The sequence below is a fragment of the Ensifer sp. SSB1 genome (assembly GCF_016652895.1).
Lineage (GTDB): Bacteria > Pseudomonadota > Alphaproteobacteria > Rhizobiales > Rhizobiaceae > Ensifer.
In genome coordinates this window covers 471-24,462 of record NZ_JAEPRP010000099.1, presented here as the reverse complement: position 1 = coordinate 24,462, position 23,992 = coordinate 471, and the positions used below count along the sequence as shown (strand labels likewise).

Below are 23,992 nucleotides of genomic sequence, written 5' to 3'. Positions count from 1 at the left end.
GCTCCAGTTCACCATCCTTGCCCGCTCTGCCTGCGCACCTAGATCGAACACGATGAAAGGAAGACGTAGCGCTATAGCAATGGACAACGTATAGCAGTACGTCTCCGGCCAGATGCTCGAAATGAAAACGAGGTCGGGTTCGAACTCCAGAAGATAGTTTATCGCCTCGCTTTCAGATGAGTAGGGTCCAGTTACCTTGACGCCGGCTCCCTTCATCGCTTCATCGTTATCGGTGTACCCAACGACGACCAACTCCAGCGGCAACTGGCGATTGATTGTATCCAGAGCGAGACCGACAAGAACGTCACTTCCTTTATGGGGGCCGATGGCACCAATGCAGGCAATACGCAGCTTTCCGTCTACTGGCCTCCGTTTCGCCTTCAATGGCGTCTCGAATGGCTCGGTGTGGGGTACAACTTCAGCTCGGAATTCGCTATAAAACTGCTCAAATACCTGTTTGGCCGCCTTGCTTGGAAACTCCACAATCTCGGCCCCTCTTAGGAAACTTGAGTAAACTGCTCTCCGGCTTTCGACGTCGCAGACCTCGCCAGTGGTTTCGTCGGTCATTCGCGACCAATCGCTCAATGTCTCCCAAGTCGGCAATCCTGAATATATAAGATCTGGCCGCGTCATGTGATAGAACCTACTGATTGCGGCATAGTCATGCGCCACAAATGTATAGGGTATTCCACTTCCTGTTATATAGTTTAAAAAATCGCGGTGATGCTGCCATTCAATGCCCGCAAAACTATTTATATGCAACATATCCGGATTGAGGCCAGATATAAGTTCACAAATGAAATCAAATTCAACTCTAAGGTCGATATCGGCAAGATTAGGAATGAACAGGAAGGGAGAGTCTGACGCATCTACAGAAACGAAATGACGATCTCTCACGATCAGTGTTATGAATTTTTTTCCTTCAGCCTCGAACTGTCTTTTCTTTGCCTCCAAGTAAGTTTGTATCCCTCCACCCCAAGTATGAGTAACAAATACAATACAATTTTTTGCGGACCGGAGAAGCCTGGCCCGATCCAATCGCTGGCGATGATACCGCGTTGGCTTGGCCGAGACATGCCGGGCGACTAGCGCCGGATAGTTCGGGTGCTTACGCTCTAGAGCAAGTTGACCAGCCTTGAAATTCTCTTCCTTAATTGCGGAGAATGAAACTGAGCCGACGTGATAGGCGAATACGTCGGTGGCGATTATATTCTTGAAGCCCTTTTCAAGCGAACGCATGCAAAAATCATTTTCTTCTCCATAGCCAAGTTTGAATGCAATTGGGTCCAATGCGCCGACCTCCGAGATGCATTTTCGACTCATATAAAAGCAGAATCCGACACCTGTGGGAGTCTCAACCGCCATTCCCGCGTTTGTCGTGGCAGCAATCGCGTCTAGCTCCCCCGGACTTACTTCAAGGGATTTAAAATTGTCGTTGTTGATGAGCGGATAACTGCATATCGTGGCATTGTTCGACAGCGGGGTAATAGTTCCAATGCGACCGTCTCGCGCTGCATGCGCTTGGATTCTCTCAAACCATCCATCAAAAACATAGGCGTCTGAGTTCAGCAGAACCACATCGCACATACTGGAGAGCTCCAGAATGCCTCTATTACAGGTCTGAACAAAGCCCAGGTTTTTTTCGTTTACGGCGTAGTCGAACAAGCCCAAGGTCGAAATACGCGCAAGTTCTTCATTCAGCTTCGCATCCGGACCGCAATCGTTTACGACGAGGACACTATAACTCGACTCACATCGGGCGCGTAGTACCTGGTAGATCGCGCGAAGCGTTTCGTCGTATCCCTTGTAGACAGGAACAATTACAACGGCGGTGGTACTCTCCTTATCGAACACAGCTGGGGGCACTAGGGACCACTCCTGTGGCGAGGGCGCACTGGGACTGAACCACAAACCACTCCCGCTAGGGTTAGATCTTAGCTTCAACGCGCGACCATGCCGCCAATAATGTACCAGCGGGTTCGAATATCCCTTAAGTAATTTCTTATGTTTTGTTTTATAGAAAGTTGGGTCGAAATACGGAGATGGATGACGGTCTTCTCGCCACCCATACAAAAGATAATGGCTCTTGGGATCGACGCCGGCGGATCGTATGTCGACGTTCACATTGAGATAGTAATTTTCATCAAAAAGCTCGTCGACAGCATCTAGAAAGTCGCGTAATTCTTCCGACAGTCCTATCAGCTGGGAAACTTCCTCCCTCGCAGGCCCATCCGGATTCAATTTGTACGCGTCGAGAAGCATCTCGAAGGCAACATCCGTCTCACCCGCTCGACGGAGGCACTGCGAGGCGAAGTAAAATGGCCTATAGTCAATAGAGTTTAGTTCAATAGCGCGCTTGTAACTCTCGACCGCACGCTGCAATTGGCCGCAGAACTGAAATGCGCGACCCATACTGATCCAAACCTCTGTAAAGTCTGGATTCTGAGATAGATATCTTTCATAATGTCGAATTGCAAGGCGCCACCTCTTCTGCTTGTCGTAGCCTTGTGCCTTTTCCAAGTCGCGGCGGCTCTTTCTCTCTTGCAGGCCGTCAGATCGCAAACGCTTGTACATTTTTTTCAGCATACTTAATGCCTCTGGGAATGATAACTACTATTTGGCCGAAGGCGCTAATGGGGCATCGGGTCATTTGGCTTGCAGCGCGAACATATGGCCCAAAACGTGCCGATAGACAAATGCACAAATTCTGGTCTGCCGTGCACACCTCGAATAGCGACGAACTTCGACCAGACGTTGTCCACTATCTACCGATGGGGGAAGCGGTCTGAACAAGGCTACACACCAGACAGCACAGGGGAGCCGGCGAAAGTTCTATAGGCGCTATCCGAAATGCCATATGGCGAGTTGTCCACAGCCACCAAAAGGTGCATACGAACGGCATGTATGGTGACCTTTGCTCAAAAAATACATCATTTACAGGAACCAGCTACAACGCGCGATCGAAATCAGCACATCCACCCACCGCCGATCTTGTAGACTGGACAGAAATACTTACATGCACGCAATCAATATCTTTTCATATTGAGCTCGCAGCTATTTTCAACAGATATTTTCCGTACGATGTTTTTGAGTACAACTTGCCATATTCAATAAGCTGTTCTTTGCTGATAAAGCCATTGCGATACGCTATTTCCTCGATACAAGCGATGTTTGTTCCTTGGCGATGTTGGATTACGCGTACAAACTCCGAGGCTTCCAAAAGACTGTCGTGCGTACCGGTATCAAGCCACGCATATCCACGAGACATTATCTCTACGAATAGCGCTCCCTGCTCCATGTAGACTCGATTGAGGTCGGTAATCTCATACTCACCGCGTTTAGAGGGTTGTAGGCTTTTCGCCAGTTCGACAACCTTGTTGTCATAGAAATAGAGACCAGTTACTGCAAAGCGCGATTTCGGCTTCTCTGGCTTCTCTTCTAGGCTGAGCGCGTGCCCATCCGTCGCAAGCTCGACAACGCCGTAACGCTCGGGATCATCGACTTCATAAGCGAAAACGGTTGCACCACTTTTGCGATGTCGAGCCTTTTCAAGAAGTTCCCCCAACCCGGCTCCAAAGAAAATATTGTCGCCGAGCACAAGGGCAACGTTGTCGGCCCCGATAAATTCTTCACCAATCGTAAATGCCTGGGCGAGCCCCTCCGGTTTGGCCTGCACAGCATACGAAATCCGAAGCCCCAATGATGTACCGTCGCCGAAAAGTCGCTCGTAGCTAGCCAAGTGCTCGGGTGAAGATATAATTAATATATCTCGAATGTCCGCTTGCATCAATACAGACAACGGATAGTAAATCATCGGCTTATCATAAACCGGAATTAGCTGCTTGTTTATAGCCAGTGTTGCAGGATGGAGGCGGGTACCCGAACCGCCCGCGAGAATTATTCCCTTCATGTAAACCCCTACTCTCTTTTTCATAAAGCAGCACGCAACCAATCATATAGTCGGCAATGCGCAACTTAATAATTCAGCCCCTATATTCCATATTTGGAACAAGGAAACCATGCTGATGAATAGCCATCCGCTTCCTCGGTTTTCAGTCAGAAATAGATGCGAGGACCTGTTGCAAAGCAACGGGCCATTCACGAGTTTCGATACCGAAATCGCGAGAGAGCTTATCCGTCGATAGGCGCGAACTCGCGGGACGCCGGGCGGGTGTGGGATACTCCCGCGTTGAAATTGGCGTCACCGTCGGGACTGAGTGCCCCGCTTCACTCCGCTGCCGGAATATTTCACATGCAAACTCATACCAGGTCGCATGACCAGAATTTACAAAGTTATATGTGCCGACGGGAGCCTTCTCATCCTCGATCAGGCGATCGGCGATAGAGGCTAGAGCCAACGCGATGTCTGGCGCGGCCGTTGGGCACCCAGTTTGGTCATTAACAACGCTTATCAACGCACGTTCGCGCCCAAGACGCAGCATCGTCTTGACAAAATTTGTACCTTGGGCGCTGTAAACCCATGCGGTGCGCAGAATAATATGTCGTTGGTTTCCGGTCCTAACCGCCTGCTCGCCGGCTTCTTTCGATGCCCCATACACTCCCAATGGCGCGACCGGATCATGCTCGAAGTAAGGACCATTTTTTGTACCATCAAAAACGTAGTCGGTTGATACATGTATGACCGGAATATCCAGTCCCTTGGTCGCAGCGGCTATCGCCGCGGGCGCCAAAGCATTTACTTTCCAGGCAGCCAAGACATCGCTTTCGGCCCGGTCGACAGCGGTATAGGCAGCGGAATTGACGACAGCCGAAAAGTTACCTGAGGCAATATATTGACCGATCGCATCACAATCACTGAGATCGAATTCATGTCGGTTCGGCGCAACCAGTTCGACATCGCTCGACCAGCGGCAACGCAGCAATTCGGTTCCGACCTGGCCAGTGCCCCCGGTGATGAGTATTCGTCGCTTACTCATGCGCCCAACCCCCGCCGCTTGGCTGCTTGAGTCCGATCGAGTATTTCCGTCCACCAGTCTCGATTGCTTAGATACCACGCTACGGTCTTTTCGATTCCGCTTTCGAAGCTCTCCGTAGGACTCCAGCCGAGCTCACTACCAATTTTGCCAGCATCGATAGCATATCTCTGGTCGTGACCGGGTCGGTCGGCGACATATGTAACCTGTTCTAGATAGGACTGACCATCTTCCCGGGGCTGAAGGCGATCCAGTATATTGCAGACGGTTTTCACGACATCGATGTTCCGACGTTCCGAATTACCGCCAACATTGTAGGTCTGGCCGGGAACACCCTTTTCGAACACGTGTTGCAGCGCGCGAACATGGTCCTCCACGTACAGCCAATCGCGAATATTCGTACCATTCCCATAAACTGGAAGCGGTTCGCCGGCGAGCGCCTTTACGATCATCAGAGGAATAAGCTTTTCCGGGAAGTGGTAAGGGCCGTAGTTGTTCGAACAATTGGTAATCAGCACTGGCAGGCCAAATGTGTGCCCCCAGGCAGAGACGAGGTGGTCCGAACCAGCCTTTGAAGCCGAATATGGCGACCGAGGATCGTAGGGGGTCGTCTCCGTGAAGTAACCTGTCTCACCGAGCGAACCGAAAACTTCATCTGTCGATATATGATGAAATCGGAATGCCTGTCCGCGCTCGGCTGGGAGCTTCCGCCAATAGTCCAGGGCAGCGGTCAGCATAGTGTAGGTACCAACAACATTCGTTTGAATGAACGCACCTGGGCCGTCAATCGATCGATCGACGTGTGACTCTGCTGCCAAATGGGTGATTACATCAGGCTGGAAATCCTCGATGGCAGCAACTACCGCGCGCTCGTCGCAGACGTCGCCTTGCTTGAACTGATACCGCGGCGAAGAGGCGATGGGTGATAGAGACGTCAACGTACCGGCATAGGTCAGTTTGTCGAAGTTCAGCACCTGGTGTTCGGTGTTTTCGATAAGGTGTCGGACGAGAGCCGATCCGATAAAGCCGGCGCCGCCGGTGACGAGAATGCGCATGGTCAGTCCTTCTCCAACTCACCCTTCGACTAATTCGAGCGGTACACCGTCGTAGTCGAAAGGGCTGTCAAAATCACGCAGCAGCGGCTGACGCTCATCCTTGGGGCTCAAGAGTGGCGTAATGCCATCAGGTAGAGGCCATTCGACCCCGATCTGCGCGTCGCTCCAGAGGATGCCACCATCGTTCCGTGGGGAATAAAAATTGGAAACTTTATACGTCACTTCGGTAGAGGGCTCGAGCGTGACGAAACCGTGAGCAAAACCTACGGGAACATACAACTGGCTCCCGTTTTCCGCGGAAAGCTCGGCACCAACCCACCGCCCGAAAGTCGGCGAGTTTCGACGGATATCGACGGCGACATCAAAAATTGCGCCGCGGATACAGCGAACAAGCTTGGCTTGCTCGAAGGGCGGCATCTGAAAATGCAATCCCCTCAAAGTTCCAACGGGGACCGAGAGCGAGTGGTTATCCTGGACGAACCGATCGGTGATCCCATAACCGGTGAATACCCTCTCATTGTAAATTTCAGAGAACCAGCCCCGGTCGTCGCCAAATCGCTTAGGCCGAAGCAATACCACCTTCGAAGTCATTACCAATACCCTGCATGCTATAAAGTTGCGGGTCATCGACCCGGCGAAATGTGCGGCAACGCATCTAGAATTGCCGCTCCTTAAAGACCTCAAAACCCGTAGCCGCTGCCGCCGTCATTTGCAATACTCCTTGGCTTGTCACAACCGCAACCCTTCGGCGTAGTTCTCGATCGTCAACAAGTTGCAGGATGGCGCGGCGCCAAAGATCCGTCGAATAGGGTATTCGCAGTTCCTCTGTGCCATGAGACGAACCATATGCGGCGCCTTCTGAGAATACCCCCGCCGCCCTATAGCGAACAATGTCGATCCGTTTTGTCGGTGCGCGGCTGTCGTTCACATGCGATGGCGCCAACGGAACGAGCATGATGTCAATGCGCCTTGCGTCCGCGTCGGCTAAATAATCCGTCCACGGCAGAGGCTCACGGATTTGCACACGATCGAGACCTCGCCAGATCGCCCTTGCACGTCGATCAGCAAACACCTCAAATCGAGCTTGTGGCCGTTCACGGAGAACCCCCGCAATAATCGGCCGAAGGAATCGATGCTCCTCCAGATGGACGCCCGTCGCGTGATATCCGATCAAGACCTCAAGGTCGGCTGGGCGACGTGCATTGACATCGTCTCTTGTGCGCGACCAAAGGGCCTTTGGCGGCGCCGGTGACAATACCACCGGTTTCGCCTCATGCAATCTGGACGCTAGGTGCGGGGTAGAGGCCCACACGATATCGAGATGCCGGTTCAGGCGACGCAATGGAGAAAGAGCGCGGTACCAGAGAAATAGACGATAAAGAAAATCTGCGTCCTTCCCCGTCACGACGGCAGGAATGTCGTCGTCGATGAACAGGCCGACGCCGGAGAGACGCTCCGCATTGCTCTCGATCCAGCGAAGGACGAATGGAGACGCATAGCGGCATAGGATGACGAAGGCCCCATCGGTGTCCAGATTCGGTGTTTCGTGGCCGCGGATATCCGCCACCTCATACGGCGGCATGTCGGGTGCCGTAAGGCGCGCTGCTAGATAGTAGTCGAAGGTTGGGTTCGGAATTCGGCCAAAAACAATGATCCGCTTCACCGGCCGTCTCGGACCGCCGGTAGCTCCCTCCCGCAACCGCGGCCGAGGCAATCGTCGCTCAATCCAGCGGGCCAGCCGTTCGCGCGTAGGGCTCAACCGCTTGACCTCGGCGCAAGATCTCGCGGACGCGCTTCAAGGACGAATTCTTCGGCAATGAGCGAGAGATTTGGGTTATAGTACGGATCGGCTTTCAAAGTATCGCTCCAGCGCTCATACATGGCTCGCTCCTCTCGCGCAAAGCGCTCAAGCTTTTGTGGTGTGTCGTCAGCGCCACGCGAGACGCTCTCTCTATGCAACATCGCTGCCGCCGGCGTCCAGACAATGCGAAAACCCGCTTCCCGTAGCTTCAGACAGTAATCCACATCATTGAAAGCCACGGTCAGCTTTTTCTCATCCATACCGCCCAAGCGGCGCCACAAGTCCTTGCGCGTCAGCAGACAGGCCGCGGTTACGGCCGACATATCACGACGTTGCCCGAGCAGGCCCCTGTCGCTGTCACTCTTCGGGTCGATAAAGTGAAAGCTATGTCGAGCGACCGTACCGGCGCCCAGCGTTACACCGCCATGCTGAACGAAGCCATCAGGAAACAAAAGCAAATTACCGACGGCGCCGACCGCCGGATCATCGAGCTCACCTGCTAAGTACTCTAACCAATGATAATCAATAGGTTCCACATCATTGTTCAACAATAGGATAAGATCGTGTCGAGCGAAATCGACGCCAATGTTGCAGGCACGGGAGAAGTTGAAAGCTCCCGGAAGAGGTATTCGACGGATAAGTCCGGATTTCTCGTATCGAGAAAACAAGGCCAGCGTCGCTGGTTCGGAGCTTTCATTGTCGATAACGACAACGTCAAGATCCGCTGGGGCGGTATTTTCAAAGAGACCTTTGAGACAGGCCTCAAGTAGGTCGGACCTGTCGCGCGTTGGAATGATGACGCTGACTGCCGGGCATTCGCGTTTCGGCTGAGCAACTTCAGCCTGGATCGTGTGTGAACCGCACGATGGCCCACGGTGCAAAAGGACTCGTGGCAAATGCAGAAGCTTACCTGCTCGCGCCTGCGCCACCGCCAGCGCAATGTCCGCGGTCGAGGCACTTTCCACAGCAACGCTTCTGGGAATGCGGGCTAGGCGAAAAACCGCTCCTTCCAATGGAAGCCAACCCGAGCGAACGAGTGGCGCGTTCCAAGCGGGCTTGAAGAAAGGGGCAAAGCGTTCGCCTCGAACGTTGATACGGTCTTCGTCACAATAACAGAGTGCGACATCTTCTGAAAAAGCGAACGGCTCCACGAGCCTTTCCAGTGCACGCTCAGCTAGGCGCATACCAGCCGGAAGCCGTATCCAAAGGGCGTCATTGGCCGCCTTATTAAATTCAAGCAGTTTCGCGACACCACCCGAAGTGGCCTCCTGATAACATCGCCAAGACTGAGCGTTCAACGAATCTCTGGTTTCTGCGACAGCAGCCGGGTCACTGCCCTGAATTGAAACAAGCACCCGCAGTCTACTTCGGGACAGTTGCACATCGTTCCGAGCCTCCCCCTTCTCCGCATGCGCTTGCGCTTCTATCCACTCGCTGTAGTCCGGCGCGGAAAGCGCATCACATTGGCGAACGAACCGAAATGCTGCGCCCTTCTTATTACCTGCGAGAAATAAGCGAATGATTTGGAGGAAGGCCAGGGTCCGTCGGCAGGCGATCAGGGCGGCGACCTCGATAAGAGACAAGCGCCGAAGCCTGACCTGCGGCTCGATTTTAGCCGCGTCGTTCGCGGTTTCTGGATCGGCCGCCAAAACGATTGCGTCCAATTGCACCGGGGTCCAACCGTAGAAGCGTCCGCGACCCGTCCGATCAATCAGGAATGAGCGAAGGACTGTGGCCGGCGTCCGATCGGGTCTCTTGAAAAGAAGTTGTGGGCGGCGTCCAAGTCGATGATCGGGATCGTGGATCGAAACGGTGATTGGCCGATCAGCGTAACGGTTCGCGGCTCCCGCGAGCCCGATATTAATCTCGCATCGGTCGACCTCTTTCATCATGCTCCAATCAAACGGTAGTGAGCGTTTTTCGGGCGAACCCATTGCAAGAAAGTCGACAAGAAGCAACCAGATGCGTGCATGCAAGGATTTTTCATAACGTCCTCCGGTGCGCTATGGGCGATACAATCTCCGGCCGGACAGCTTTACCCAGCGGTCCCGCACGATGAGCTCGGCAAGATCGCTTGCAATTTGTCACTTGGTTGTTATTTCGAAGCGGTGGTTACGACATCAGCGAGGAATTATGCTGAATTTCGTGGACACCGGGAACTTATGCGGCAGACGAGGACAAGAGATGAGATTGGTAAAATTCACCTTGGTCGGAGACAACAACGCTCCCGTGTACGTGAATCCTGATCACGTCGTGTCCGTGACACCCTTTGCCAAATACACGTCGATCTTGACCACATGCCGAAGCACGGATGCAAAAGAATTTCGGATCAATGTGAAAGAGGCTCTCGATACGGTTGTTAGTGGCCTTATGGCGTAACGTTCGTGGCCTTCCATCAAGTTGCCGGTTTCCTTGCTTGAACCACGACCCGCCGCCGACTAGGCGTAATAGCAAGGGTTGCATGGCAGCACGGTTGTTCGGTCATCCACAAAACGATCGGGCATTAGGCCGGAACTAGTCGACAGCAGGCCGTTCCACGATGACTGACGATTTTCGCAGCTTCAGCGCTGGCGCCTCCTCTTCCAGCGCTTCCACCCGCCAATCATAATTCGGCGCGATCGTCCCCATCACGCGATCCCAGAATGAGAAATAGTTCGCGTAGTTATATTTGAACTCAGCATGATGCTGATCATGGTAGGTCGTGCAAAGCATCGGCCAAGGGTGGCGTGCCGTGCGCGAGGCGAAATATTCAAAGCCCGCGTGTCCAAAGGTGCCGTTGATCTGGTCGAAGAGCCGGTGCGCCAAAAGAATGATCGGCGGGAACGGCACGAGGAAGGTAATGACGGCATAATAGCCCTGCGACAACGCCGTATCCACAAGCCCGATCGAGTCATTGCTCCAGACGGTCGGCGCGACGCTACGGTGGTGGAGCAGGTGATACTTGTAGAAGGCTTTGGTGTGAAGCAACCGATGGGCGAAATAGAACCAGGCGTCGAAGAGCACCATGCAGAGCAGGAACAGCGGTACGGCGGTCCACCAGCTGAAGTCCCAGGGCGAAAGGAGGGTCCAGCCTTGGTGTTGGACAAAGAGGCCGATCGCGACCGACGTGCAGGTGACAAGGATCGACGCCATGCTCTGGCGGATTTCGACAGCCTTGCGCTTTTCGCCGCGTCGCCCCTTCTGGATGCGGCGTTCGGGGTTGCGGTCGTTGAGCCATGTGATGCCATAGCCCAGAATGAAATAGACCAGCACCGTTGCCGCGTAGATGACGGCCAGCAAGGCAACAAAGGTAAGGCTGTCCTCGAGAAGGGCGCTCAAATCAAAATCCGCTGCGGAAAGGGAGGTTCAGATGCCGATGGACTATACCAACCGCCCTCCCCGACGCAAGCCATCCGGCGCTAATTGCGTTCCAGCTCGGCCAGGAACGCCTTGAGCTCGCTTTGATCAATGCCAACGAGATGCCGCTGTTCCGGATAGACGCCGGATCGAACGTCTTCGGCAAATTCGGTGAATGCGCCAATCCGTTCCCGCTGAAGTCGATCATATTCGGCGGCGAAGTTACGATAGGTCTTGGCGTGACGCGGCACGTGGCTACGGTTGCTGCCGAGCACGTCATCGGCGAACAGGTATTGAGCGTCGCAGCCAGAACCCGCCCCCATGGACAGCATCAGCATCAACGTTCGCGCACTGATCGCCGATGCGACGTCGCCGGGCACGACCTCGATTTCGGCAGCGAAGGCTCCAGCTTCTTCCAACGCCTTCACCTGACGCCAGATCTCGAGCGCGCTCGCCGCGGTCTTGCCAACCGCCCGGAACCCGCCGGTCCATGTGGCCTTGGAGGGAATGAGCCCGACATGGCCGCAGACGGGAATGCCCTCCTCCCGCATGCGCCGAACAGTCGAAAGACCGGCAGCGCAATAGACGGCATCACCGCCGGCCTTCAGAGCTTTGAATGCCGCCCGGATGTATTCCTCCGCCGAAACGTAGTCGCCATATTCGAGGCCGGGAAATGCAAAACAGGTTGGCGCCACTTCCCGAAACTGCGGTCCCAGCAGCGCCGGCGGCACGGAGACGAGGTCGATGCTGGCAGTTTCCGCCGCCTCAGCTTCGTCGAGTGTTTCCACCCGCAACATTGTGAGCTGGCGTTTGCCCTTCATCGAAAGGAGGTCGGCAACGGTCGGGCGGCGGCTTTTCATGAGAAGTCTCCGGTATCAATGAGCAAATAGGAGAGTGGCGAAAGGCTCTCGCACTAAGCGGCAAGCAGCGCTTTGAGTTTGGTTTCAGGCGAAACGAGTGCCTGAGGATCGGGCCGTTTTCCGGCCACGATCAACATTTCCGCAAGTCGAATATCGCGCGCGACAGCGTTGCCTGGACCGATACCGGAGGCGGCAAGCAGCCGCCCGGTGTCGTCGAGATGGAAAAGGATGAAGGCGCCCTCTGCGAGGTTGCGGCGCACGGTTGTGGCTGCTCCGTCGGCCAGTCCGGCAATCTGCAATGTCAGGTCATATTGGTCGGACCAGAACCATGGTACGCTGGTGATGGCTTCGTTCGCTCCCAGCAGGTTGCCGGCAACGAGCGTTCCTTGGTCTTGCGCATTGCGCCAGGCCTCAAGGCGCACCCGCCGGTTGCCATAGTGACAGAGCGGATAGGAGCAGCAATCGCCGGCCGCGAAGATATCCCGATCCGAAGTCCTGAGGGTCGCGTCGACCGCAATGCCATTGTCGACGATAAGGCCAGCGGCTTCTGCCAATTCCGTGTTCGGCGACGCGCCAATGCCGACGATGAGAAAATCAGCGTCAATCGATTGTCCGTTCGCAAGCAGGATACGCACGCCGCGCTCATCCGCATTGATGCGATCGATTTTCGTATCGCACCGTAGGTCGACGCCTTCCGCGCGGTGTCGCTCTGCGACAACGGTCGCGATCTCGGCGGGTACACCGCGCGAAAGGATGCGTGGTAGTCCTTCGATCAGGACGACCTCTGCCCCGAGCCAGCGCGCCGTTGCCGCGAGCTCCAGCCCGATAAATCCACCACCGATGATAGCGAGCTTTCGCCCGGGCAGAAGTTCGCGCCGGATTTCCTCGGCGTCGGCATGCGTTCTGAGTGTGCGGATGCGCCGAGACGTTTCATCGGTTCTGGGTATCGTTCGTGCTCGGGCGCCGGTCGCCAGCAAGAGTCGATCGTAAGCGATGCTACCGCCATCGGCGAGTTCGACGCGCTTGGCGACGCGGTCAATGATCTTGACTGGGGCGTCAGTCAGTACATCGATCCCTGAAGCCGCATAGCGTTCGGCATCGGCGATATATTTCGGCTGAACCTTTTCCCTAAGACCGTCCTTCGAAAGCGGCGGCCGTTCATAGGGAAGATGCGGCTCGGCGCCGATTAGCGTGATTGACCCGTCGTAGCCCTTCTCCCTCAGGGCAAAGGCGGCTCTCGCGCCGCATTCGCCGGCGCCGACAATGACAATTCCACCCATTTCAACCTCCCTGCCCGCTCTTGCTGAACTTTTTCGCGTTGAAGCCGCGATCACGCGATCGCGATGAACACGCTTCCGGCCTCGACCTTCACCGGGTAGGTCTTGAGGTTGACGCAGACCGGGGCGCCCTTGGCCTGGCCGGTCTTGTAGTTGAAGCGACCGTTGTGCTTCGGACATTCGATGATGTCGTCCATCACGAGGCCGTCGGCCAGATGGATATGCTCGTGCGTGCAAAGCCCGTCGGTCGCGAAATATTCGTCGTCCGGGCTCCGGTAGACCGCAAAGGTGCGACCTTCGTGGTCGAATCGGATGACGTCTTCTTCATCGATTTCGTCCGCCGGGCAGACTTCAACCCAGTTTCCGCTCATGATTTCCTCCCATTTCCTGATTTCATCGGTTATTCGGCTGCATTCGCGATCGCGTCGCTGTGAAACTCCTCCCGGTAGGGCTTCGCCGTCGCCGGCAGTTCGCGCTTCAGGAAATAATCCTCGTTGCGCAACTGCCGCAGGAAGGCCGGGACCATCTCGCAATAGCCGTGCAGCATCGACGGGTTCGGCGCCGGCAGATCGTGCTTGATCATCGCGTGAAGCTTCGGCAGCGCGTGATAGGGCACCATCGGGAACATATGGTGCTCCACATGGTAGTTCATGTTCCAATAGACGAAGCGGCTCACCGGGTTCATGTAGACCGTGCGGCTGTTCAGCCGATGGTCCGTTACGTTATCGGCGAGACCGCCATGCTGTAGCAGCCCGGTCAGCACATGGTGCCAGGCGCCGTAAAGCCGCGGCAGACCGATCAGCATCAGCGGCAGGATCGAGCCGAGGGAGAGCGAGAGCGCGATCGTTGCCGCGTAGATGGCAACCCAGATGCGGGCAACAAGGATCGCCTTCGGCTGCTCCATTTCCGGAATGAATGTCGCTTCCTCGACACTGATGATGCCAAGCGTGTTGCGGACCATGTCGATGACCGCATGCCAGACATCGAGAATACCGAAGAAGTTCAAGACGAGGCGCAGGAGATCCGGCGGCCGCATGACGGCGATCTCAGGATCGCGGCCGACGATGACGGTGTCCGTGTGGTGGCGCGTGTGGCTCCAGCGCCAGGTGACGGGATTGCGCATGATCATGAAGCAGGCGATCTGGTAGACGGCGTTGTTCATCCACATCGTCTTGAACGCCGTGCCATGCCCGCATTCGTGCCAGCGACTGTCGGAGGCCGAACCGTAGAGAACGCCATAGGCGAGGAAGAACGGAATGGCCCACCAGGTGCCCCAGAAGATGATGCCGAGCCCGCCGAAGAGAACGAGGCAACCGAGCCAGATCGCGGTGTCGCGAATGGCCGGTCCATCCTCACGCTTCATCAGTTCCTTCATCTGATTGCGCGGGATCTCCGTGTGATACCACTCCGCGGCCGAAAGGCCGTTGGCGACGGCCGCCTGAGCATCACGCCCGAGGAGACTGTAATCTCGCTTCGTTGGGACCATCGCCATTTGCTCTCCTTCCTGCGATCCGGCCAGCTTGGCCGGGAGCGTCCGATGTCGTGCAATGACGATAGGTTGACTTTTGCTAGGTCTCAATGCAGCAATGATATATTCTCTCAAATGATGTCATTCACGGCATATCATTCGTGATGCAAACCTATCAGGAGGAAGCGATGAGCAATCGTCCGACCATTGCCGACCTCGCACGGGCTGCCGGCGTCAGCGTCGCGACTGTCGATCGCGTCCTGAATGGACGCCATCCCGTGCGGGAGGAAACGGCGCGCCGTGTCTACGAGGCTGCCAAGTCCATCGGCTACCACGCAGTCGGCCTCATCCGGCAGCGTGTCTTCGAGGATCTGCCGCAGTACAAGCTTGCCTTCGTGCTGCAGAAGCCGGAGCAGTCCTTCTACAAGGCCGTTGCAAAGGAGATCGAGAACGCCGCACTGTCGCTGTCGAATGCGCGTGTTTTCGCGCAGATCGACTTTGTGGCAAATTCGACACCGACCGCGATAACCGACAAGCTCCGCGCTGCGGCTGCGCGAAACCAGGCAGTCGCGCTCGTCGCCCCCGACTATCCGGCTGTCACGGCCGCGATCGAGGAGCTGAAGGAACGCGGAATTCCGGTCTTCTCGCTGCTTTCGGACTTCGCAGCCGGCGTGCGTGAAGGTTATGTCGGGCTCAACAACCACAAGGTCGGTCGAACCGCCGCATGGATGATCGCCAAGGCGGCCACACGTCCCGGCAAGGTTGCAGCCTTCGTCGGTAGCCATCGCTTCCTTGGCCATGAACTTCGAGAGATCGGGTTCCGCTCGTATTTCCGCGAGCATGCGCCGGATTTCGAAGTGCTTGATACCATGGTCAATCTCGATACGGCCGAGATCACGCACGAGGCAACATTGAACCTCCTGCAGCGCCATCCGGATCTGATCGGCTTCTATGTCTGCGGCGGAGGCATGGAAGGTGCAATCTCGGCAATCCGCGAGGAAAAGCTGGAAGGTAAGCTCATCGCCGTCGTCAACGAACTGACGCCGGAGTCCCGAGCAGCCCTTGGAGACGATGTCGTTACATTGGCGATTTCGACCCCGACCGTGACCCTGGCACGCGAAACGGTCAACCTGATGATCCACGCGATCGACAAAGGTCCGACGGGCGCCCCGGGGCAAACCTTCCTTCCCTTTGACCTTTTCACGCCTGAGAATATCTAGCGGAGAATGATAAAATTCACTCATTGACGAAAGGCAATATTGCAGCAATGCAAGTCCTTTGAGCCACTCGCTCTTTGACTGTCCTCCAGCAGTTGGTGAAATGTCTGCGACGTTGTAAATGGAATGAACGTTCTATTTACAACGCGTGGCCCATCCCACTGGAGGAGACATTCCCGTGACAGCCCTGCCCTTCGCCCTCAATCATATGACGACGCCCGGCCTTCCGCTCGGCACCTTCTTCGAACTTGCAAAGTCCCTCGGGATCACCTCCGTTGAAATCCGCAACGACCTTGCCGGTAATGCCATCCTCGACGGCACACCGGCCAAGGATGTAGCGGCGCTCGCCGCCAGCATCGGCATAACGATCGTCTCCATCAACGCGCTGCAGCGCTTCAACGAATGGAATTCGGCGCGTCAGAAAGAAGCCGAAGAGCTGATCGCCTATGCGCGCGACTGCGGCGCCAAGGCCCTCGTTCTCGTTCCCGTCAACGACGGCTCCGGCCAGGCGGACGGCGAGCGTCAGGCAAATCTTCGCGAAGCACTTGCCGCACTGAAACCGATACTCGAATCGGCCAAAATTATCGGCCTTGTCGAGCCACTGGGCTTCGAAATCTGCTCGTTGCGCTCGAAGACCGAGGCTGTCGAGGCGATCAAGGCCACCGGCGGCGAACAGACCTTCCGGCTGGTGCACGACACGTTCCACCACCATCTTGCCGGCGAGCCCGCGACCTATCCCGAGATGACCGGGCTCGTGCATATTTCCGGCGTAACCGACGGCCGGATCGCCGTTTCCGATCTGCGCGACTCGCATCGAGTTCTGGTCGACCAGAACGACCTTCTCGACAATGTCGGACAGATCCGGCGCCTGCGTGCCGAAGGCTACGCAGGACCGCTTTCCTTCGAGCCGTTTGCCGCCGAAGTTCACGACGTTGCCGATCCGGCGGCTGCCATCAATCAGAGCATGGACCACATTCGAGCCCGGATCTGACCTGTCGCCGCTGGCGACGGGAAAACGATGAGGGCGCCGCAACAGGTCTTGACGGCGCCCTCATAAAATGGAATACATATTCCGTAATCGCAATTTACTGGTTCGTTTATTCCGTTTTATCTGAAGCGTAACGGGAGTAGCGCTTTCAATGTGAATGAACGCAATCCGGCAAGGATTGCGCTCCCGGCAGGAGAAGGTGTCGCCGGGCACCATTGTGGAGGAGAAAGACAATGAAGAATTTCGTGCTGGGCACAGCGCTGGCAGTGATGATGTCGACGGCTGCGCATGCCGAGACCATCGGCGTGTCGATGGCCCTTTTTGACGACAACTTCCTGACGGTCTTGCGCAACGGTATGTCCGACTACGCAAAGACCCTCGACGGCGTCGAGCTGCAGATCGAAGACGCGCAGAACGACGTCTCGAAGCAGCAGAGCCAGATCCAGAACTTCATCGCCGCCGGTGTAAGCGCCATCATCGTCAACCCGGTCGATACCGACGCGACGGCAGCCATGTCGAAGATTGCTGCAGACGCGGGCATTCCGCTTGTTTATGTGAACCGCGAACCGGTCAACGTCGACACCCTGCCGGAGAAGCAGGCTTTCGTTGCTTCGAACGAGCAGGAATCCGGCACGCTACAGACCCAGGAAATCTGCAAGATGCTCAACGGCAAGGGCAAGGCCGTTGTCATGATGGGTGAGCTTTCCAACCAGGCCGCCCGCATGCGCACGAAGGATATCCACGACGTGCTTGCGACCGACCAGTGCAAGGGTATCGAGATCGTTGAGGAGCAGACCGCCAACTGGTCTCGCACGCAAGGGTCCGATCTCCTGACGAACTGGCTCTCGGCCGGCGTTGAGTTCGATGCCGTCATTTCGAACAACGACGAAATGGCGATCGGCGCGATCCAGGCCCTGAAGGCCGCCGGCCGCTCGATGGACTCGGTCGTCATTGGTGGTATCGATGCGACACAGGACGCACTCGCGGCAATGGCTGCGGGCGACCTCGACGTGACCGTGTTCCAGAATGCCGCCGGCCAGGGCAAGGGTTCGGTGGACGCTGCACTCAAGCTCGCCAAGGGCGAACCGGTCGAAAAGAAGGTCTATATTCCCTTCGAATTGGTGACCAAGGAAAACCTCGACACGTATCAGGCGAAGAACTGATCGCCTTCATCGAGAGCGCGGAAACTTCCGCGCTCTCGTTCAAATGCAAGTCCCGCTGCGGATGTCTGCGTCCCGTTGGATGCGACCTGCGACAAATGGGCTGGTGACCCGCCAGCGACGAGGACTTTCGGCAACAGCCGGAAATGACCGGGGAGGCAAGGAAATGACGCTCAGTCCGACAACGATGGCAGCCGTGCGCGCCAGCGGCGCCGTGCCCAAGGCCGAATATCTTCTTTCGGCGGAAGGAATCCGCAAGGAATTCCCGGGTGTCGTTGCCCTTGACGACGTCGAGTTCAAGCTCAAGCGCGGCACGGTCCATGCGCTAATGGGCGAAAACGGCGCCGGCAAATCCACGCTGATGAAAATCCTCGCCGGCATCTATACGCCGGATAAGGGCGAAGTCAGGCTGAAAGGCGTCGACATCCGTCTGAAGTCGCCGCTCGACGCGCTCGAAAACGGCATTGCCATGATCCATCAGGAACTGAACCTGATGCCGTTCATGACGGTGGCGGAAAACATCTGGATCCGCCGCGAACCGAAGAACCGCTTCGGCTTCGTCGACCACGGCGAGATGAACCGCATCACGGCCCGACTTTTCGATCGCCTTAAGATCAAGATCGATCCGGAGATCGAAGTTCGCCATCTCTCCGTTGCCAACCGGCAGATGGTCGAAATCGCCAAGGCGGTTTCCTATGAATCCGACGTGCTGATCATGGACGAGCCGACCTCGGCGCTGACCGAGCGCGAGGTCGCCCACCTCTTCGAGATCATCCGCGACCTGCGCGAACAGGGCATCGGCATCGTCTACATCACCCACAAGATGAACGAGCTCTTCGAGATCGCCGACGAGTTCTCGGTGTTCCGCGACGGCAAGTTCATCGGCACTCATGCTTCGAGCGACGTCACCCGCGACGACATCATCCGCATGATGGTTGGCCGCGAGATCACCCAGATGTTCCCGAAGGAGGAAGTGCCGATCGGCGACGTCGTGCTTTCGGTGAAGAACCTGACGCTCGACGGTGTCTTCCGCGATGTCTCCTTCGATGTCCGCGCCGGGGAAATCCTCGGGATCGCTGGCCTCGTCGGCTCCGGCCGCTCGAACGTTGCCGAAACACTCTTTGGCGTGACACCGGCGAATTCCGGCACGATTGCGATCGACGGCAAGACGCTTTCGATCGACAGTCCGAACACGGCGATCAAGAACCGCATGGCGTTCCTGACCGAGGACCGCAAGGACACAGGCTGTCTTCTGATACTCGACATCCTCGAGAACATGCAGATCGCCGTGCTCCAGGATCGCTTCGTCAGGGGCGGCTTCGTCACCGAGAAGCAGATCACCGCCGCTTGCGAAGAGATGAGCCGCAAGCTGCGCGTCAAGACGCCGAACCTGCAGGAGCGCATCGAGAACCTCTCCGGCGGCAACCAGCAGAAGGTGCTGATCGGCCGCTGGCTGCTCACAAACCCGCGCATCCTGATCCTCGACGAGCCGACACGCGGCATCGACGTCGGCGCCAAGGCGGAAATCCACCGCCTCGTCACCGAGCTCGCGCGGAACGGCGTCGCCGTCATCATGATTTCTTCGGAAATGCCAGAGGTGCTCGGCATGAGCGACCGTATCATGGTCATGCACGAGGGCCGCGTCACCGGCTTCCTCGACAGGGCGGAAGCAACCCAGATCAAGGTCATGGAGCTCGCCGCGAGCTGAGCGGGAAGCGCCCCGACGAAAGGGAGGAATGAAAATGGATACCAATGTCGCCGCACAGGGCACGAGCACGACGCTCGTTGGCGCAAAACGCCGCCTGCCGCCCGAACTCAACATCTTCCTGGTGCTGATCGGCATCGCACTCGTCTATGAAGTTCTTGGCTGGATCTTCGTTGGCCAGAGCTTCCTCATAAACCCGCAGCGCCTGACGATCATGATCCTGCAGGTCTCGGTGATCGGCATCATCGCCGTCGGCGTGACCCAGGTCATCATTACCGGCGGCATCGACCTTTCCTCCGGCTCCGTCGTCGGCATGACGGCGATGATTTCGGCAAGCGTCGCCCAGGCATCAACCTGGCCACGCGCCCTCTATCCGTCGCTCACCGACATGCCGGCGATCGTCCCGATCGGCCTTGGCATCGGCATCGGATTGCTCGCAGGGTTCATCAACGGCCAGCTCATCGCTCGCACGAAGATCCCGCCCTTCATCGCCACGCTCGGTATGATGGTGTCAGCACGCGGGATCTCCAAGTGGTACACCAAGGGGCAACCGGTCTCTGGCCTCACCGAGCAGTTCAATTTCATCGGAACCGGCATCTGGCCCGTCATCGTCTTCCTGGTCGTCGCGATCATATTCCACATCGCGCTGCGCTATACCCGCTACGGCAAGTTCACCTATGCGATCGGCGCCAACGTCCAGGCGGCACGCGTCTCGGGTATCAATGTCGAAGCGCACCTGATCAAGGTCTATGCCATTGCTGGCATGCTCGCTGGTCTCGCCGGCGTCGTCACTGCAGCCCGCGCCCAGACCGCACAGGCTGGCATGGGTGTCATGTACGAACTGGACGCGATTGCCGCGACCGTCATCGGCGGCACGTCGCTGACGGGTGGCGTCGGCCGCATCACCGGCACGGTGATCGGCACGATCATCCTCGGCGTCATGACCTCTGGCTTCACCTTCCTCCGGGTCGACGCCTACTACCAGGAAATCGTCAAGGGCCTGATCATCGTCGCAGCCGTCGTCATCGACGTCTACCGACAGAAGAACCGGAAGAAGGCCTGACCCTCCAAAGAAGAACTCTCCTCCCAGTGAAGCCAACTGGCCGGGATGATGAAAATCATCCCGGCATTTTGTTTTTGTAGGCAAGCTATTTCGCCTGGCTCGGGCCATTTTCCACATATGCTTGGCGCGCAGAGCTGCCCCAGCGCGGGCGCTCTGGCAAAATCCCAGGCAATGCACTATATGCGGCACGTCCAAAACTATCGGAGACTTATCATGTTGTCGCAGCGCAAGCTTGCGAGCCAGTTTCAGTCGCGTTTCGTTCTTCAGCTCTGGAACGCGATGCTGCGGGTACAGACCCGCGAGACAGCTTCCCTCTTCGGCCAGCGCGGCCGCTAAGCAAGACAATCGAAAATGCCGCAACCATGTGGGTGTGTCGACCTGACCGCCCGCAGACGGTTCTTGCTCCTCCGGCCCGCAATCGCGGCGCCGGACAGAGCCGGTTTCCGGCTAACCCGCCGGAAAGCGGATCGTCACCTTGAGGCCTCTGCCATCAGCCCCTTCGCTAAGAAGGGTTGTTGCCCCGTAAAGTTCGGCAATCTCCTCGACGATCGGCAGGCCAAGCCCAGATCCCGGAGCTTCGCTTCCCCCGCGCTCAAAGCGGCGCAGTACCGCCTCGCGCAGATCTGCGCGAATGCCGGGGCCGTTGTCCTCGACTTCTAACGCTACAGTTCCACCGACTGTGTGAACGCGCGTCGTCACGACGGCGCCGCGGCCGGCATAAAGCAAGGCGTTGCCGATCAGGTTCTTAAGCATCTCGCCGACCAACAGTGGCTCGGCGCGAATGAACGCATCGCCATCGCCATCGAAGCCGAGATCGATATCGGCCTCGCCCGCCGCCGGCACGTGTTCCGCCGTGATTTCTCGCACGAGCTCGACCAGATCGACACGCCCCAGCATGCGGGCCTCGTTCTTCCCGGCAGCATCGATCTTTGCCATCAGCAGCAGCTGCCCGAGAATGCGCTCGGCATTGGCGACCGCCTCGTCGGCCTTTTTCACGGCCCCCTTCGTCTCCTCGAAGGATCCGGCGCGCTGCGCCAGGGCGAGCTGGGTTCGGATGATTGCAAGCGGCGTCCGCAACTGATGGCTTGCGTTGCCGGTGAAATTGCGCAGGGCATCAAGTGCGGATTGCAGCCGCCCCATGAAGGAATTGACGGTGTCGACGAGCCCCTGGACCTCGTTCGGCACCCGTTCGCCGATCGGGTGCAGGTCATCCGGATTGCGCTCCGCGATCGCGTCTCCGAGACGGTAGAGCGGTCGCAGCGAAAACGTGACCGCGATCCAGACGATCACGGCAGCACCTGCGATCATCATGCCGAGGCGTAGCGCCGAGCGAACGAGAATGGTCTGCGCCAGTTGCCGCCGCGCGATCGTCGTTTCGGCCACGGTCACGACGAAAGGTACCGAGTTGATCCCGGTCGAGGCTGAACGGCGAAGTGCGGCAATGCGGATCGGTTCGCCGCGGAAGATCGAATCCGCAAAGGTCGTGGATGTTCCAGGCTCTTCGGCAAGCGACGGCAGCGTCTGGTAGCCCGTGATGAACTGCCCGGGTGGGCCGTCGACGCGATAGAAAACGCGGTCCTGCGCCGCCGACGTCAACATCTCCAGGGCGACATAGGGAATATCGACCTCGAGCGAGCCATCCTCCGCAACGACCACGCGTTCCGCAATCGCCAACGCCGAGCCGGCGAGCACGCGATCAGAGACAACGTTGGCGGTGGTGACCGCCTCACGGTAGGTGTCCACGAGCGCAATAATGCCGATGACCACCGTCGAAATCAGCAGCCAGCCAAGCAGGCGCCGGCGAAGGGAGTAGACCGTCGCTCTCATTCCGGCCCGGCCATCTTATCGAGGTAGTAGCCGATGCCGCGGGCCGTGCGCACGGTCAGGCCATGTGGCGCCAAGCGCTTGCGCAGCCGGCTGACATATTGCTCGATCGCGTTGGGGCTCAGATCGTCGTCGAAGCCGGTCAGCGATTGCATGATCGCGTCCTTGGCGACCACTTTGCCCGCCCGCATGAACAGAAGTTCGAGAAGCCCGAGTTCACGCGCCGGGATTTCGATCGGCACGCCACCCGAAGAGAAGCTGCGGGTGTTGAGATCGAGCGAAACATTGCCGTAGCTGACAGTCGAGGCCCGCAGACCCGCCTGCCGGCGCAGGAGCACCCGCACCCGCGCTTCAAGCTCCCCGACGTCGAACGGCTTGATCATGTAGTCGTCGGCACCGAGATCAAGGCCCTTGATCCGCTCCTCGGGCGCGCCCCGCGCTGTGAGGATCAGGACCGCGGCGCGGTTCTGCCGGGCGCGCATCGCCCGCAAGACGTCGAGTCCGTCCATTTCCGGCAGGTTGAGATCGAGAATGACGAGATCGAAGGTTTCAGTTGCCGCAACCGCATGGGCCGAGGCGCCATCGCTCACGACATCGACGGCGTAGCCGCTGCCACGCAATATGGCAGACAGGCCTTCGGCCAAGTCCTGGTTGTCTTCAACAAGCAAGATACGCAAATATAGTCACTCCCCGAGCCACTTTATCCGCCGACGCCTTGCTTGTGAACGGTGACACACTGAGGCATTGTGGATTCATGCGGTTCTTGATTTCTCTTCTTTTTTTCGCCCTTTGTCCGCGGCTGCTCATTGCGGCGCCGATCATATTTCCTGCCCTTTCCGGCAATTCCGACGCACGCACTCTGGTGGTTTATTCCTCGCTCGACGAGCCTCTCGCAAAACCGATGATCGTCGGCTTCCAGAGGGCCAATCCGGATGTCACCGTGCGTTACGAAGACATGCTGACCGGCGAGATCTACGACCGCATCATCAAGGAGACAGACGCCGGAATGAAGACGGCGGACTTCGCCTTTTCTTCCGCGATGGACCTGCAAGTCAAGCTCAGCAACGATGGCTACGCCCAACGCAGCGACCTGCCGATGAGCGACCGCTGGCCGGCCTGGGCGAATTGGCGCAACACGGCCTATGCGCTCACCTTCGAGCCCGCCGTCTTCGTCTATCACAAGCCGAGTTTCACGAAGGAAAAACCCCCGTCGACACGGGCCGAACTCATCAGCTACCTGAAGCGCGAAGGGGCCGCGGTGTTCGGCCGCATCGGAACCTACGACATCGAACGCTCAGGCGTTG

The 23,992-nt window shown here is 57.4% G+C and carries 21 protein-coding genes; 7 read left to right on the top strand and 14 right to left on the bottom strand.

Going from position 1 to position 23,992, the window contains the following annotated elements; all coding sequences use genetic code 11:
• The 12 genes from I8N66_RS22785 to I8N66_RS22730 form a co-directional block, all read right to left on the bottom strand.
• Positions 1 to 2,586: glycosyltransferase (locus I8N66_RS22785; RefSeq protein ID WP_291158169.1), on the bottom strand; the 2,586-nt coding region annotated here is incomplete at its 3' end.
• A gap of 451 nt (positions 2,587 to 3,037) precedes the next feature.
• Positions 3,038 to 3,910, bottom strand: coding sequence for a glucose-1-phosphate thymidylyltransferase RfbA (gene rfbA / locus I8N66_RS22780; protein ID WP_291158165.1), 873 nt, complete (start codon positions 3,908 to 3,910; stop codon positions 3,038 to 3,040).
• 142 nt (positions 3,911 to 4,052) lie between these two features.
• Positions 4,053 to 4,937 (bottom strand): dTDP-4-dehydrorhamnose reductase, encoded by an 885-nt coding sequence (gene rfbD / locus I8N66_RS22775; protein WP_291158164.1) that lies wholly within the window; start codon positions 4,935 to 4,937, stop codon positions 4,053 to 4,055.
• Positions 4,934 to 5,989: a dTDP-glucose 4,6-dehydratase gene (gene rfbB, locus I8N66_RS22770; RefSeq protein WP_291158162.1), complete on the bottom strand. Its 1,056-nt coding sequence runs from the start codon at positions 5,987 to 5,989 to the stop codon at positions 4,934 to 4,936. The genes rfbD and rfbB overlap by 4 nt, the downstream gene beginning before the upstream one ends.
• Before the next feature lie 18 nt (positions 5,990 to 6,007).
• Complete coding sequence (gene rfbC / locus I8N66_RS22765) at positions 6,008 to 6,580, bottom strand: dTDP-4-dehydrorhamnose 3,5-epimerase (RefSeq protein ID WP_291158159.1); 573 nt, start codon at positions 6,578 to 6,580, stop codon at positions 6,008 to 6,010.
• Between the two features lie 64 nt (positions 6,581 to 6,644).
• Positions 6,645 to 7,652, bottom strand: a complete 1,008-nt coding sequence (locus I8N66_RS22760; RefSeq protein WP_291158156.1) for a hypothetical protein — start codon at positions 7,650 to 7,652, stop codon at positions 6,645 to 6,647.
• A 92-nt stretch (positions 7,653 to 7,744) separates the two neighbouring features.
• Positions 7,745 to 9,766 (bottom strand): glycosyltransferase family 2 protein, encoded by a 2,022-nt coding sequence (locus I8N66_RS22755; protein WP_291158153.1) that lies wholly within the window; start codon positions 9,764 to 9,766, stop codon positions 7,745 to 7,747.
• Between the two features lie 538 nt (positions 9,767 to 10,304).
• Positions 10,305 to 11,108: a sterol desaturase family protein gene (locus I8N66_RS22750; protein ID WP_291158150.1), complete on the bottom strand. Its 804-nt coding sequence runs from the start codon at positions 11,106 to 11,108 to the stop codon at positions 10,305 to 10,307.
• An 80-nt stretch (positions 11,109 to 11,188) separates the two neighbouring features.
• On the bottom strand, positions 11,189 to 11,986 hold the full coding sequence (locus tag I8N66_RS22745; protein WP_291158147.1) for a 3-methyl-2-oxobutanoate hydroxymethyltransferase: 798 nt from the start codon (positions 11,984 to 11,986) through the stop codon (positions 11,189 to 11,191).
• 53 nt (positions 11,987 to 12,039) lie between these two features.
• Positions 12,040 to 13,266, bottom strand: a complete 1,227-nt coding sequence (locus I8N66_RS22740; protein WP_291158144.1) for an FAD-dependent oxidoreductase — start codon at positions 13,264 to 13,266, stop codon at positions 12,040 to 12,042.
• Between the two features lie 50 nt (positions 13,267 to 13,316).
• Positions 13,317 to 13,634 carry a MocE family 2Fe-2S type ferredoxin gene (locus I8N66_RS22735; RefSeq protein ID WP_291158141.1) on the bottom strand — a complete coding sequence of 106 codons (318 nt, stop codon included), beginning with the start codon at positions 13,632 to 13,634 and terminating at the stop codon, positions 13,317 to 13,319.
• A gap of 29 nt (positions 13,635 to 13,663) precedes the next feature.
• Complete coding sequence (locus tag I8N66_RS22730; protein WP_291158138.1) at positions 13,664 to 14,755, bottom strand: fatty acid desaturase family protein; 1,092 nt, start codon at positions 14,753 to 14,755, stop codon at positions 13,664 to 13,666.
• Between the two features lie 164 nt (positions 14,756 to 14,919).
• On the opposite strand from I8N66_RS22730, the gene I8N66_RS22725 reads away from it, so the two are divergent.
• The 6 genes from I8N66_RS22725 (at position 14,920) to I8N66_RS22700 (ending at position 21,200) form a co-directional block, all read left to right on the top strand.
• A complete protein-coding gene (locus I8N66_RS22725; RefSeq protein ID WP_291158135.1) occupies positions 14,920 to 15,951 on the top strand; it encodes a LacI family DNA-binding transcriptional regulator in 1,032 nt (343 codons plus the stop codon).
• Between the two features lie 175 nt (positions 15,952 to 16,126).
• Positions 16,127 to 16,939, top strand: coding sequence for a TIM barrel protein (locus I8N66_RS22720; protein ID WP_291158131.1), 813 nt, complete (start codon positions 16,127 to 16,129; stop codon positions 16,937 to 16,939).
• Between the two features lie 230 nt (positions 16,940 to 17,169).
• Positions 17,170 to 18,099 carry a sugar ABC transporter substrate-binding protein gene (locus I8N66_RS22715; protein ID WP_291158128.1) on the top strand — a complete coding sequence of 310 codons (930 nt, stop codon included), beginning with the start codon at positions 17,170 to 17,172 and terminating at the stop codon, positions 18,097 to 18,099.
• A 163-nt stretch (positions 18,100 to 18,262) separates the two neighbouring features.
• Positions 18,263 to 19,804, top strand: a complete 1,542-nt coding sequence (locus I8N66_RS22710) for a sugar ABC transporter ATP-binding protein (protein WP_291158125.1) — start codon at positions 18,263 to 18,265, stop codon at positions 19,802 to 19,804.
• Between the two features lie 34 nt (positions 19,805 to 19,838).
• Positions 19,839 to 20,864, top strand: a complete 1,026-nt coding sequence (locus tag I8N66_RS22705; protein ID WP_291158122.1) for an ABC transporter permease — start codon at positions 19,839 to 19,841, stop codon at positions 20,862 to 20,864.
• Positions 20,865 to 21,077: 213 nt separating this feature from the next.
• Positions 21,078 to 21,200 (top strand): hypothetical protein, encoded by a 123-nt coding sequence (locus tag I8N66_RS22700; protein WP_291158119.1) that lies wholly within the window; start codon positions 21,078 to 21,080, stop codon positions 21,198 to 21,200.
• A gap of 111 nt (positions 21,201 to 21,311) precedes the next feature.
• On the opposite strand, the gene I8N66_RS22695 is transcribed toward I8N66_RS22700, so the two are convergent.
• Positions 21,312 to 22,691, bottom strand: a complete 1,380-nt coding sequence (locus I8N66_RS22695) for a sensor histidine kinase (RefSeq protein WP_291158116.1) — start codon at positions 22,689 to 22,691, stop codon at positions 21,312 to 21,314.
• The gene (locus I8N66_RS22690) at positions 22,688 to 23,365 is read right to left on the bottom strand and encodes a response regulator transcription factor (protein ID WP_223729023.1); all 678 of its coding nucleotides are present in this window, start codon (positions 23,363 to 23,365) and stop codon (positions 22,688 to 22,690) included. The genes I8N66_RS22695 and I8N66_RS22690 overlap by 4 nt, the downstream gene beginning before the upstream one ends.
• A gap of 77 nt (positions 23,366 to 23,442) precedes the next feature.
• Here I8N66_RS22690 and I8N66_RS22685 point away from each other — a divergent pair.
• A partial coding sequence (locus I8N66_RS22685; protein ID WP_291158111.1) for an ABC transporter substrate-binding protein occupies positions 23,443 to 23,992 on the top strand: 550 nt, incomplete at its 3' end.